We start from the raw sequence: 13,178 nt of genomic DNA, 5'->3' as shown, positions 1-13,178 counted from the left end.
ATTAAATTGATATTAATTTTTATGAATATCCAATTCACTGATCAGGTTATCGGCATGGCCTAATTTATCCATACACCACAACACATAGCGAATATCTACACAAATAGTTCTTTTATATTTTTTGTCGAAAGCAATATCCCCACTCATGGCTTCCCAGTTACCATCAAACGCTAAACCAATCAATTCACCATTACCATTTATAACCGGCGAACCAGAGTTTCCGCCTGTAATATCATCATTGGTGATAAAACATACGGGTACCGTACCATCAATAGCATACTGGCCAAAATCTTTTTTCTTATAAGCATCAATTAATGAGGCTGGTAAATCAAATTCACTATCGCCAGGTTTATACTTTTTCATCACCTCATCTAAATTAGTAGTGATATTATACTGTTTGCCATCCTTTGAGGCATAATCCTGCACATTACCATAGCTGATACGCATAGTTGAATTGGCATCCGGATACATAAGCCTACCTTGATTTTTTTCAAGCAAAGCCTGGAGATACAGCTTATCCAACTTTTCTTTCTGCGCCTCAAAATCGCCAACCTTTGAACCAAAAGTATTACGGGCATAAGTGCGGGGACTTACCTGACTGGCGTATTGATAAGCCAGATCGTTACCTAACACTTCGATAGATGGATTTTGCATAAACGCCTTAAATTTATCCGGGTTAATCACAACACTCTTGCTCCAGAGCTCATTAGCGAATTTTGTAAATGATTCTTCAACGGTAGCTCCCTTGTATTTCTTAACAATGTCCTCAATAAACTGTGGATGTTGTTCTTTCGGAACACCGGCATAATAAGTGGTCATGATCTGCGCAAAGATCTTTTTATCAGCAATTTCATTATAGTTGCTCACATAGCCATCGTTCACTTCCTTCAGGTCCTTTTTAAGGTCTTCTACAGCTTTGGCATCATCCTTACGGGCATCAAGACCTTTTAAGATATTATAGGTAACCAGCGTATTATAAACAAAGCCGGGAGCTAACAAACCCTCTTCTACAAAGGTACGATGTATGGCATATGGCTCATAGGCGGCATACATTTTTTTATAGCTATCCATTAAACCAGCATAGGCTGGTTTATCAGCAGCCCATTTTGTAAACTCAGCCTCTTCTTTTAGCTTTTGGTCATAAATATCCAGTTGTTTCAACTGTTCAGTTTGACCAATAAAGTACTTCCAATAATTGGCTATTTCGGCATATTTTGATGATAGCTTAAGGCGGGTATCCACACTCTTATTCATCTCCTCTTTCCAGGCTTTGAGGCGGATATCACGTAATTTTACAATTACTGGATTGGTCTCTTCGGTAGCTAACCGAACACCATTTGAAGTTAAAAACCTATCTGTATGGCCGGGATATCCATAAACCATGGCAAAATCGCCATTCTTAACACCTTTGATAGATACCGGCAGGAATTTCTTGGGCACCAACGGCACATTATCTGCCGAATAAGCAGCCGGCTTACCATCTTTGCCGCTGTAAATTCTGAAAATGGAAAAATCTCCGGTATGTCTTGGCCATTCCCAATTGTCGGTATCGCCACCAAATTTACCTATTGATTGAGGCGGGGCTCCTACCAAACGGACATCGTTATAGGTTTCATACAGGTACAAAAAATATTGGTTTCCATCGTAGAAATCGTTTATAGCACCTTCATAACCAGTATTTCGGGTGGCGTCAACAATGAGTTGGTTTTTAACCTCTTCGAGTTTTGCTGCACGATTAGCCTCTGTAGCACCTTGTAAAGCGGCCGTTATTTGCGGAGTTACATCTTCCATCCGTACCAAAAACTGTACAAATAACCCAGGTATAGGCTTTTCTTCGGTGTAATTTCTAGCATAAAAGCCGTTGTCCAGGATATCGTTTTGCGGTGTTGAATTGGCAGATATAGCCTCATAACCACAATGATGGTTAGTAAAAACCAAACCTTTGTTGGATACCACTTCGCCGGTGCAAAAACCGCCACCCAATGAAACAATGGCATCTTTTATACTGGCTTTGTTAATATTGTACAGATCTTCAGGAGTTAGTTTAAAACCCTGTTTTTTCATCTGGTCATAATTTTTACCTATTAGCATAGGTATCCACATCCCCTCATCCGCTTTGACCACATCCACTAAAATCAGCGGAAGCACCATCACAACAATCATTAATTTAAGTCTATTCATACAATTGGTCTAAAATTTTAAATATAGCTATTGTCTATCAAATCCTTATTAATAAATGCACCAACCGCTGCCCCCAAAGCAACCGACATCGATACAGCACGCATTGGAGTAGTGTTATCACCTGCCGCATAAACTCCAGATATATTGGTTCGACCAAAACTATCAACATTAATATAACCCGCATCTGTGAGGTCGCAGCCCAGTTTTATAGGCAGATCGCAATGTTGTACAAAAGCCGGACGATTATACAAAGCATTTAAGTGATAAAGCTCATCGTTTTCCAGGGCTATGCCTTTGAGCCGGCCATTTTCATGTACAATCTCCCTGATCCTGGTTTCTTCTATATTAATATTGCGGGCCCTCAATTGTATAACCTGTTCCATACCCAATGTTGATACACCGTTTGTAAACAAGGTGATATCTTTTGTCCAATTATTGATGAGTTTACCATATTCATAAGCGATGTCCCCATTCCCTAAAATCCCTGTTGCTTGCTGGCGTACTTCGTAGCCATGACAATACGGACAATGTATTACAGAAATCCCCCAGCATTCAGCAAAACCGGGGATATCCGGCATAGTATCTTTTACGCCTGTTGCAAAAAGCAGTTTTTCGGCAAGATATCTTTTACCCCACGACGTTTGTATGCGAAAACCAACTTCTTTTATGGTAGCTTCTATTGCTGTATCGGCAATTAGTTTAACTGTATCATACATCATAAGTTGTTCGAGGGCTATTTGGGTGATAGCTGCAGGAGTTTCCCCGTCACGGGTTAAAAAGTTATGTGAATGTGGGGTTTGCTGGTTGCAGGGTTTACCAGAGTCGATCACTAAGACCTTGCGAAGAGCCCGGCCCAAAGAGGTGGCCGCAGACAACCCCGCGTAACTACCCCCGATAATTATCACTTCAAAATCTGTTTCAATACTATTCATCACTTTCATCTTATTATTCCGGGATGAAAGTTAATGAAGAATAAACATAAATGCAACTTTATTGCATTTATGTTGTTATAAAGAAATAATAAATAATAGAAATAGCCAGACTTTTAAGCGTTAGCGTATTTATTAAATATGAAAAAATGAATGGTATTAATTACCTGATTTGCCCTGGCTATAAACTTGCTTCCAATAAGCTTCGATACTCTCTAATGAACGGCCCTTGGTTTCCGGGATAAGTTTAAAAGTAAGCCAAAGGGCCGGTGAGCAACAGAGCGCGAATAGCCAAAATGTCCAGGATGATCCCAGGGCTTCTAACATAAGAGGTGTTAGCTGCCCTACCAAAAAATTTCCTACCCACAATGATAGTGTGGCCAAAGCCATCGCCTTACCCCTGATGGCATTAGGAAATATTTCGCCAACAACCACCCAGCAAACCGGGCCGAAAGAGAATGCGAAACAAGATATAAATGTTAGTATAAAGATTAGTATCCATGGCCCGGTTGTTTCCCCGAGGGCGAACAAGGCGCCTATAACAAGCAATGAAATAACCGCCCCACCAATACCGGCGAACAATAAAGGCCGCCGCCCCCATTTATCAATGGTAAAAATGGCTACAAAAGTAAATATCACATTCACCAGGCCAATAGTTACCTGGCCACCAAGCGCGCTGTTTAACGTAAAACCAGCCTGCTCCAGAATCCTGGGGCCATAATAAATAACCGCATTTATACCACATACCTGTGAAAGGAAAGGCAGCAATAAACCAACCCACAAGGCCCGGCGATAAACCGGGGTGAATAATTCTTTAATAGAACCATCTTCATTATGCTTATCCAGTGCTTTGAAAGCATCCATTTCCTTCTCAGCAGCCTCGATACCATCAATTTTTATGAGCACCTCTTTTGCTTTTTGTTCCTGACCTTTTAACAACAACCACCGTGGTGATTCGGGCACAAAAAACAAACAGATCAGAAATATACCAGCGGGCAATGCCCCGATGCCCAGCATACCGCGCCAAACCTCAGCCGAAAATATTTTGTTGATATCCGCACTATTAAATGCATCGGTTGTGTGGCGGGCCAGATAAGCATTTGAAAAGTAAGCGAGCACAATACCAATGGTTAAGGCAAGCTGATACAATGAAACCATCATCCCCCGCAACCGCGATGGTGAAAACTCAGAAATATATAGTGGTGATACCATCGAGGCTACACCAATGCCTAAACCACCGATTAGCCTAAACACAATTAAGGTAGTAAATGAATTTGATAACATGCAACCCAAAGCCGATGCCAGGAAAAGCATTGCAGAAATGATCAGTACAATCTTGCGGCCATATTTATCGCTCAATTTACCTGAAAGACTAACGCCCATGATACAACCTAATAGCGCGCAACTTACAAACCAGCCTTCGCTAACCGCGTTCAAGTTAAAATCATGCTTAACAAGGCTTATCGTCCCCGAAATTACCGCCGTATCGAAACCAAATAAAAATCCGCCAAGAGCAGCCACAAGGCATACCAGATAAAGATAAATCTTGCTTGATCTTTCGACCGTATTATTTTCAGAAACAATCACTTTGCTCATTTTAAAAAGGCTTTAATAACTTTTGCACGGCTTTTACCCAGGTTAGTTAATGTATATGATTCCGCAGCTGCCGGAACTACAAAGGTTTCGGCGTAAGCAAAAGTTTGTTCTGTCCCGTTGGCTGTTTTTATGGTAATGGCAGATCCTTCAACCAGCATCATTACATGACATTGATTATGGGTTTCAACGGTAATATCTTTATCAAATTCTATTCGGTGTACATCGTAAAAATGCTCCTGATGGGTTGGTACATGTACCAGTTCCCAGTCTGCGCCTTGCCCGATAATTTCTTGTTTAGAAATAAGTTCTGCCTGTACTTTTTCACCTTTACGCTCAAAATTGAGGTTGTTAAAGGCATGCTCAATATTAATCGGGCGCGGGTTACCATCAAGATCAAGCCTAAGCCAATCGTACATCTTGAATGTGAATATATACGGTGTAGCGCTGATCTCGAGTACCAGGTTATTGGCTCCGGCGCTATGAACGGTACCGTTCGGGATCAGGAACAGGTCATGTTTTTTTGCTGTATGGGCCTGAACATAATTGGTGATCTCCACTTCATTGTTATCGCATTGACTGGCTTCCAGCACCGATCTGAATTCTACAGGCTGAATGCTGTCCTGAAAACCAAGGTAAACCTGGGCTTTATCCTTACAATCCAATATGTAATAAGTCTCGTCCTGGGTTATGGTTTCACCAAAATTATCCTGTATATACTTTAATGAAGGATGGCATTGGATAGATAAATTGCCGCCATCATATGTATCCAGAAAATCAAACCGGATAGGGAACTCGTCGCCGAATTTTTGCGCGTGAATACCTAACACCTCTTGCTGATTATTGAACATCAGGAAATCAAAAGATACTTCGAGCAAATAACCGTCACTTTCAAACACCAGGCCATTCTCCGGCACAATCAATTCAAAAGACCAGGCATAGTTTACTACATCCTTATTGATATTTTTAATACGTTCGCGTATCCAATGCCCACCCCAGGCGCCGGGTTCAAACCACGGCCTAACTCTGATAACAGATTGGCTGAGACGGTTCAGACCATCTGCAAGATCGGCTTTGTATATCCAGTTAATATCCTCGGGCCATTGGCCATCGGCTATAACGCTTATTTTACTAAGTATTTGTTTTTTATGGTTGTTTAGCAAAACCCAATCAACAAAGTAAAAGCGTTTATACATTGAAAAAGGCTCGCTAACTTCGTATGCGCCTAAATTAGTTATGGCACCCGCCCGCATCCTGAATTGTAATTCGTTCTTTGGAAGGTCAACATAAATCACGGGGGCATCCCAACCACTCAACGCAGCTCCAGAACCTATCACAATATTAATATCCGTGGCCTTATTGGGTAATTGTCCCGTAAAGTTATCCAACTGATACAGATCATGAAGCAACAGAGTACATTTGGTTCCCCAAACAGCCTCGGGGGTACCTAAAAATGGTTCAATTAAAGTCGCAATTTCCTGTTGTGGCTTTAAATACGTTGAAGTTTCAACCCAATTAACGGTTAAACCATTTTCTGTAAAATATTCATTTAAGGCTGTTTTTATTGTATTCCAAAATACGCCGACGTAACCATCAATGATCACTGTTCTTTTTTTGATGATATATCTGGCTAATGAATGATATCCATTAAAAACTTTACCTGCTTCTAATGAACATATCGGATAAACATCATACTCATCCTGTGCAATGTCCTTAGCAACTAACCTTACAGGCATCAAAAATTGTGAGGTTTTTCGAAACTCTTTGTATATAGTCTTCTTTGGAACGAGTGTATTTGGATGGCTGGAATTGCTATTCATTTATTTGTAATAATGTACATACATATTAGTTTATGCCAACAAAAAAACCTAAAAGAGCTTTTTCATAAAAATTATTAATAATCAGTGGGCTTACCATTTATTATGTACAAACATATAAATAAATTGATTATAGAAGTAATTTCTAATTAATTTATTTTTATACTTGAAAATAATAGCCGCCAAATACTAAAAACAGTTTCAGCCCGTCTTTATGTAGCAACAAATAAACTTGTTGAATAAAATGGTTATTATTGTAATTTACGCTAATAAATGAAATACACTATAGATCATAAAAGCCCTATTCCTTTACACGTACAGGCTGAAGCTCTTTTAAGAACTTTGATAGCAGAGGAAGAGTACCAGGAAGGTAAACTTTTGCCAAATGAAGTGGATCTTGCCAAAAAACTGGCCATATCACGTACAACCTTAAGACAAGCTATCAACAAACTGGTTTTTGAAGGATTATTAGTGCGCAAAAAAAGATTCGGCACTAAAGTAGCCCAGGCAGCGGTGAGCTCAAAATCAAACAACTGGTTGAGCTTTTCGCAGGAAATGGCATTAAGAGGAATCCCTATCAAGAATTTTGAATTGCACGTTACCTGGGTATTCCCAGATGAAGCGCTGGCAAAATTTTTTGAAATAAAAACTGATCGCAAAATATTAAAAATGGAACGGGTTAGAGGTCGTACTGATGAGCCCTTTGTTTATTTTGCCTCCTATTTTCACCCGCGCGTTGGTCTTACTGGCGATGAAGATTTTAAGAGACCCTTATACGAAATGTTGGAACAGGACCATTCCGTTATAGCCACTTTATCAAAAGAGGAGATCAGCGCAAAATCAGCTAATACTTTTATTGCCGAAAAATTGCGGGTAGCCGTTGGCAGCCCTGTGTTATTTAGAAAAAGATTTGTTTTTGATCAGGGAGAACGGCCAATTGAATATAATTTGGGATACTATAAAGCGGATAGCTTTGTATATACTATTGAAAGCACACGGTAACCACCTGACCATCATTCCATTTAATTTGATGCCCGACTCATCAAGTTAAATTTCCATACCATCCATCCCTTTATCTTTTAAACCTGCTGCATCTGGTGAAACCGGCTACATTATCATTTTACTAGGTGCGAGGCCGCTTAGGGTTAAATGCCACCAGATATGTTAATTCTTCATTCAAAACAGTACGCGTTACTACTTTATGATCTTCTGGGTAACCTGACTGATTAAGCCTTGACTTAATCGTATGAAAAACTTGCAATAATATCTCCGGGAATATCCTGGCCGCAATAGTTGGATAATAATCCTTCTGAATTTTTATCCGTTCAGTATCGGTAACCATACTTAATTCCCAATTATCTTCTCCTTTAAAACCATGTTCTTTGGCGGTATTCAACAAATCGAACATATACATACGGGTTTGTTTTTCTATTGCTTGCTTGTCTATTATCATTGTTTATTTGCTTTGCTTGTTACAGCAACACCAGCAATGCAGGGTAAAATAACCCTATTCTCAATAAGAAGGTAAATAATTGCCTTGCTCATTTTCATGATGGTATTGGTATTGTTTTATTAGCTAAAACTTAATTATCACCGTGTCAGAAAATGGCAATGCCTAAGAATTTTTTTCAGTAGTAGAAAGGAATGGTTTAAAGGTAAGCATATTATATTGCATCCGCGGGGTTTAATTTATTCCCCTTAAAAACAAAATGCGCTCCGGGTTTTACCCCGGAACACACTTGCTTTCCAAAAACTATAACCGCTTATAGTGGAAAATCTTTAACCAATTTAGTATAACTACGCAGATACCGGCTTAATGGTTTTTACAGGTGTAAAATTAACACGTATTCCATCATAATCAGTATATTTTCCGAAAAAATTTACTTTAGCTGTGCTATTAGCAATAGTAAAGCCCATCTGCTGTAACTATAAATTAAGGAAACTAATAACTGAAGAAGGATAGTTAGTTACCTGTTTGTTTCTGATAAGTATAATTGCGGATTTTTGCACTGGTTTCATACCAAGCCCAGAAACAGGAAAGAAAGAAACCGGTAAAACCATCTTTATATCCCCTTGCAGAAATAAAACTGTTGCGAAACGACCGGAATGGTTGCAATACTATTTCACGGGGTGTACTCCGGATCCCGTTTTTAAAACGGGCCTCACCTTCGTTACGCAGATAACGTGAGTGTTTTTCAAAAAGTTTCCTGAAACCTATCATCCAGTAATGGTGAATAAAGTTTTTGCCTTTAAAAGCAATATCATAGGTAGTATAGCCATCCTTCACCTTTCGCCCGAGGTGGATAAGTTCCCGAAATTCAAAACGATTATTATTCACCAACAATATCCGCCGGTTTATACCTCCCCAATTGGTACCATAAAGCCTTTTTCCTTTAAAGTAAAAGATCCAGGGCGAACTAATGGCCCCAACATTATCCAACGACACTCCACCATTAAATATATAATGAATTTCATTCACCAATTCCTCACTCAACACCTCATCCGGGTCGGTAATCAATACCCATTCATGTTTTGTTGACCTGGAATATTTGGCATGTATCCACTCGCAGCTATCAACCCGGGGATGGTCGATCACTTTGGCCCCGAACCCTGAAGCTATTTCTTTCGAGTCATCTTCAGAGCCCAGGTCAAAATATAAGATCTCATCACAAAAAGACAAGGGTTTTAATGCTTGCTCCAGCAACCGGGCTTCATTATACCCTACAACAATAGCAGAAACAGGCAATTTATCAATCATAGTTGAGCCGGTGATAGCGAACTAAAGTAAATAATTTTATACATTAGTTCGCTATTAAATCTATGCCAGATAAGCCCTTCTTTTCCATTATAATACCAGTTTTCAATAGTGCGGCCACACTATCGGCTGCTTTAGATAGCATTCTGAATCAAACGTTCGGCAGTTACGAAGTAATTATTATTGATGGTTTATCTACAGATGATACCTCGTCTATCATCAGCGATTATGCCAAAAGATTACCCATTCAATATTTATCTGGGCCAGATAACGGTATTTATGATGCCATGAACAAGGGTATACGGTTAGCTGAAGGCAATTGGCTATATTTTATGGGCGGTGATGATATGTTGTTTGATAAAGGAGTATTACAGATTATACATCAGCAGTTAAACAACGAGTTCTGCGACCTGATATATGGCAATGTTATCGGCCAATTGTCAAACACAAAATATGCTTATAATACGGTGGAGAAGGTTTTAACAGGAGGCCTGCATCATCAGAGTGTTTTTTACAAAAGAAGCCTTTTTAACGAGTTAGGCATCTACGATAACTCATTTAAAATAGCAGCCGATTATCATTTCACATTAAAAGTATTTACCAGTAAATTATACCAAACAAGGTATGTAGATATTAATATTTGCAACTATGGCGAAAGTGGTTTTAGTTCCCGAAACTATGATTATAAATTTTACAGCTATCACTACAAATTTTTATCAAAAAGTAATGCGGTAAAACAAACCCCAGCCTATCAAAAATGCCTTGACGACTCTGTGTATTGCTGTTTATATTTAGCAATGAATAAAACTGACATCCTGTTTGCCTGGCAAAACCTGCTGTTTTATCTGTTTCAAAAAAATGCACTTACCTTTAATTATAAAGTAAAAAAAGTGTTCCAAATGCTCCGGTGGAGCCTGCTTAGCAGCAAGTAAAATTCAGTTCCCCTATGGGCTTCAATCCCTCCTTTTATCAAGAGGCCAAAATCATAACATTAAAGGATAGTTTCGATGAACTTTATTGAACCTTGTTTAAATATCTTTGTTAAAATACCGGCGGCGTACATGCCGACCATATCTCTATTATTATAAACATCTGTTATGGCTAACTCATTCAAAGAAGCAAGTGTCGAAGAAATAAACCAGGTAATGCAGCGATCGTACGCCGCGTTCGGAATCTACAGGAAAAAGAGCATCGAAGAAAAGAGCACCTTTCTGGACGCGATAGCCCAGGAAATTGAAGCCCTGGGTGATGCACTGCTGCAAAAAGCATCCGAAGAAACAAACTTGCCCATAGGCCGCCTTACCGGCGAGCGGGCCCGCACCACCGGTCAACTGCGCATGTTTGCCACTATGCTGCGCGAAGGCAGTTGGATAGAGGCCACCATTGATACCGCACAACCCGATCGCGCTCCACTGCCCAAACCCGATCTCCGTAAAATGCTGATCCCCTTGGGGCCGGTGGTTGTTTTTGGAGCCAGTAATTTCCCATTTGCCTACTCTACAGCCGGAGGCGATACCGCTAGTGCCCTCGCCGGAGGCTGCCCGGTGGTCGTAAAAGCCCATCCGGCCCATGCCAAAACATCTGAAATGGTGTATGAGGCCATAAAAAAAGCTATAGCCATTTGCCATATGCCTGCCGATGTTTTTCAGCATGTCCATGGTACTTCTTTTGAAAGTGGCAAGGCGCTGGTACAGGCTCCTCATACCGCGGCGGTGGGTTTTACCGGCTCAACCGCGGGCGGCAAGGCCTTGTTTGAATACTCGGCACAACGAGAAAATCCGATACCTGTATTCTCTGAAATGGGCAGCATTAACCCGGTGATATTTTTACAGGATGCCCTGCAAAAAAATACAGCCGAACTGGCCGTGCAATATGCAGGCTCTATAACCTTAGGTATGGGGCAATTCTGCACTAATCCTGGCCTGATGCTGGCGGTTGAGAGCCCGGCCCTGCATGAGTTTCTGGAGCATTTAAGCGCTGGCATCAAAGCGGTACAGCCTGCCAAAATGCTGCACGCCGGTATCCATACCGCCTACCAAAAGAAAAGCAATGCGGCACTTAAACAAGACGGAGTAAGCCTGGTTGAACAGGCCGAAGCTACAGCACATGATATAGAAGCATTGCCCATTATTGCCAAAGTAAGCGGCGAAACGTTTTTACAGAATCCTTTACTGCACGAGGAAGTTTTCGGTCCCTATTCGCTCCTGGTAAGTTGCCGCGACGAGCAGGAACTGATAGCCGTTTTAAAATCGGTATCGGGCCAGCTTACTACCACTATCATGGGTACCGAAAAGGACCTGACCGATCATCCCGAGCTGATCGATCTGCTGCCATCCATCGCAGGCCGGATATTGTTTAATGGCGTACCTACGGGTGTTGAAGTTTGCGCCAGTATGGTACATGGAGGTCCTTCGCCTGCCACCACGGATAGCCGCTTTACAGCCGTGGGTATTAACGCGGTAAAACGCTGGGTTCGCCCGGTGTGTTACCAAAACTGGCCCGATAGCCAGCTGCCGCAAGCTTTGCAGAATGCCAATCCGTTGGGTATTTGGCGTATGGTGGATAATGTGTGGAAGAAATAAAACTCCTCTATTTTGTTAAAAAAGTGGGTTTACATGGTTTACACTTTTCATGGTTAACATTTATATAACTAATTTACAATCAACAAATTAATTATAATTTTACACGATTATTGGCGTTTTCATGTTAACCCATAATTAGTTGGGTTTACATGAATCAATTTCATAATATTTTGATCTTCCCAATACTTGTAAACTGGAGCCAGGCGACTGCTGACAGAGCTTGATTAGCCCATTTTCTCAAAATGTCATTTCGAACGAACAGCGATGGATAAAACAGAGGCCTGAGGAGAAATTTTTTACGATTAGCCTATACAGCGTAAAAGATTTCTCCTGGTTCCTCGTTCGAAATGACATGCTTTTTATAAGCTACCAGAGACGCATTGCATGCGCACCCCTATCTTATCTTACGCCATTTCCTTTATAAAAATCTCCTTGATACGCTCTATCTCCTTGGCATAGATGGTTTTCTTACGCATAGAAAAATACAGCGTGTTCTCTACCTTTTTGCGGCCTTCCCATATCAATTTTACATCACCGGTCTCTAACTCCTGTTTACATAAAAAATCGGGTATCACTGCCAGGCCTGTTCCACTGCTCAGACATCTCACTATCGAATTTAAATTCGGCACAATAAAATTGGGCTTAAAATTAGGACGCTTGTTAAAGTTGTTATACCAAAAACGCAGCCAGTGTTCCATATCGCCGGTGGTGCCATACCAGCGTTGCGCACTAAGCCATTCCTCTAAACCGGTCATATCATCCAGCGCCAGCAACCTGTCAAACTCACCACAGTCAATATTTTTCCCGGCAACCAGCACAATGGTTTCCTTTGAAAAAGGAGTGTATTCAATGCTTTTATTACTGCCTTTTTCCGGGGTGATGATCAGGTCGAGAATGCCGTTATCCAGATCGGCCAGCATCTGCGGGTATTCGCCAAACTTAATGATCACGTTAAAAGGCAACGTAGCCAGGTAAGGCTCCAGCGTGATCTGGAACGTTTCGAAACACATGCCTATGCTGATGGTGGGCGTATCCTTTTCGGTACTACGGTGGAAATGTTTCTCTGCCGACTCCAGTTTCTCCAGTGCTTCCTGGATATAGTTATACAGGATCTTCCCCCGCTCAGTCGAAACCATTTTTCTTGACGTGCGATCAAACAGTTTATAACCCACATACGCCTCTAACGAACCAAGGTGCAAACTCACACCTGGCTGCGATACATACAGTGCTTCGGCCGCGCCGGTAAGCGTGCCTGTTTCATATATCGCTTTAAAAGTTCGGTACCACTCTAAATTTACCATAACCTATACTATTATAATTA

10 protein-coding genes are annotated in these 13,178 nt (G+C 40.9%); 3 read left to right on the top strand and 7 right to left on the bottom strand.

Annotated features, from left to right (window positions below):
• Nucleotides 1–12 precede the first annotated feature (12 nt).
• The 4 genes from ACTJKG_RS24030 to ACTJKG_RS24015 all read right to left on the bottom strand — a co-directional run bounded on the left by ACTJKG_RS24030 (nt 13) and on the right by ACTJKG_RS24015 (nt 6,439).
• Nucleotides 13–2,181, bottom strand: coding sequence for a S46 family peptidase (locus tag ACTJKG_RS24030; RefSeq protein ID WP_440740608.1), 2,169 nt, complete (start codon nt 2,179–2,181; stop codon nt 13–15).
• Between the two features lie 17 nt (nt 2,182–2,198).
• Nucleotides 2,199–3,113 carry an NAD(P)/FAD-dependent oxidoreductase gene (locus tag ACTJKG_RS24025; RefSeq protein WP_440740607.1) on the bottom strand — a complete coding sequence of 305 codons (915 nt, stop codon included), beginning with the start codon at nt 3,111–3,113 and terminating at the stop codon, nt 2,199–2,201.
• A gap of 156 nt (nt 3,114–3,269) precedes the next feature.
• Entirely contained in the window at nt 3,270–4,706 is a 1,437-nt protein-coding gene (locus tag ACTJKG_RS24020) for a sugar porter family MFS transporter (protein WP_440740606.1), read from the bottom strand.
• Complete coding sequence (locus ACTJKG_RS24015; protein ID WP_440740605.1) at nt 4,703–6,439, bottom strand: class I mannose-6-phosphate isomerase; 1,737 nt, start codon at nt 6,437–6,439, stop codon at nt 4,703–4,705. Before ACTJKG_RS24015 ends, ACTJKG_RS24020 begins: the two co-directional genes overlap by 4 nt.
• Nucleotides 6,440–6,793: 354 nt before the next feature.
• On the opposite strand from ACTJKG_RS24015, the gene ACTJKG_RS24010 reads away from it, so the two are divergent.
• Complete coding sequence (locus ACTJKG_RS24010; RefSeq protein ID WP_440740604.1) at nt 6,794–7,522, top strand: GntR family transcriptional regulator; 729 nt, start codon at nt 6,794–6,796, stop codon at nt 7,520–7,522.
• 121 nt (nt 7,523–7,643) lie between these two features.
• Here the strand turns inward: ACTJKG_RS24010 and ACTJKG_RS24005 are convergent, their stop codons facing one another.
• The gene (locus ACTJKG_RS24005; protein WP_172337810.1) at nt 7,644–7,973 is read right to left on the bottom strand and encodes a hypothetical protein; all 330 of its coding nucleotides are present in this window, start codon (nt 7,971–7,973) and stop codon (nt 7,644–7,646) included.
• Nucleotides 7,974–8,483: 510 nt separating this feature from the next.
• A complete protein-coding gene (locus ACTJKG_RS24000; RefSeq protein ID WP_440740603.1) occupies nt 8,484–9,278 on the bottom strand; it encodes a hypothetical protein in 795 nt (264 codons plus the stop codon).
• A gap of 62 nt (nt 9,279–9,340) precedes the next feature.
• Between ACTJKG_RS24000 and ACTJKG_RS23995 the strand changes: the two genes are divergently transcribed.
• Both ACTJKG_RS23995 and ACTJKG_RS23990 read left to right on the top strand, forming a co-directional pair.
• Nucleotides 9,341–10,207: a glycosyltransferase family 2 protein gene (locus ACTJKG_RS23995; RefSeq protein ID WP_440740602.1), complete on the top strand. Its 867-nt coding sequence runs from the start codon at nt 9,341–9,343 to the stop codon at nt 10,205–10,207.
• 165 nt (nt 10,208–10,372) lie between these two features.
• Nucleotides 10,373–11,857, top strand: coding sequence for an aldehyde dehydrogenase (NADP(+)) (locus tag ACTJKG_RS23990; RefSeq protein ID WP_440740601.1), 1,485 nt, complete (start codon nt 10,373–10,375; stop codon nt 11,855–11,857).
• Nucleotides 11,858–12,261: 404 nt separating this feature from the next.
• Here the strand turns inward: ACTJKG_RS23990 and ACTJKG_RS23985 are convergent, their stop codons facing one another.
• Complete coding sequence (locus ACTJKG_RS23985) at nt 12,262–13,158, bottom strand: LysR family transcriptional regulator (RefSeq protein ID WP_440740600.1); 897 nt, start codon at nt 13,156–13,158, stop codon at nt 12,262–12,264.
• Nucleotides 13,159–13,178 lie beyond the last annotated feature (20 nt).

The sequence above is a fragment of the Mucilaginibacter sp. 22184 genome, assembly GCF_052045695.1.
Classification (GTDB): Bacteria; Bacteroidota; Bacteroidia; order Sphingobacteriales; family Sphingobacteriaceae; genus Mucilaginibacter.
Note: the sequence above shows the minus strand (reverse complement) of the source record. Positions and strands in the feature narration are given on the sequence as shown.

Excerpts from the sequence above, each read along its gene's own strand:
- ACTJKG_RS24030 (WP_440740608.1), bottom strand. The coding sequence starts at position 2,181 with ATGAATAGACTTAAATTAATGATTGTTGTGATGGTGCTTCCGCTGATT.
- ACTJKG_RS24025 (WP_440740607.1), bottom strand. The coding sequence starts at position 3,113 with ATGAATAGTATTGAAACAGATTTTGAAGTGATAATTATCGGGGGTAGT.
- ACTJKG_RS24020 (WP_440740606.1), bottom strand. The coding sequence starts at position 4,706 with ATGAGCAAAGTGATTGTTTCTGAAAATAATACGGTCGAAAGATCAAGC.
- ACTJKG_RS24015 (WP_440740605.1), bottom strand. The coding sequence starts at position 6,439 with ATGCCTGTAAGGTTAGTTGCTAAGGACATTGCACAGGATGAGTATGAT.
- ACTJKG_RS24010 (WP_440740604.1), top strand. The coding sequence starts at position 6,794 with ATGAAATACACTATAGATCATAAAAGCCCTATTCCTTTACACGTACAG.
- ACTJKG_RS24005 (WP_172337810.1), bottom strand. The coding sequence starts at position 7,973 with ATGATAATAGACAAGCAAGCAATAGAAAAACAAACCCGTATGTATATG.
- ACTJKG_RS24000 (WP_440740603.1), bottom strand. The coding sequence starts at position 9,278 with ATGATTGATAAATTGCCTGTTTCTGCTATTGTTGTAGGGTATAATGAA.
- ACTJKG_RS23995 (WP_440740602.1), top strand. The coding sequence starts at position 9,341 with ATGCCAGATAAGCCCTTCTTTTCCATTATAATACCAGTTTTCAATAGT.
- ACTJKG_RS23990 (WP_440740601.1), top strand. The coding sequence starts at position 10,373 with ATGGCTAACTCATTCAAAGAAGCAAGTGTCGAAGAAATAAACCAGGTA.
- ACTJKG_RS23985 (WP_440740600.1), bottom strand. The coding sequence starts at position 13,158 with ATGGTAAATTTAGAGTGGTACCGAACTTTTAAAGCGATATATGAAACA.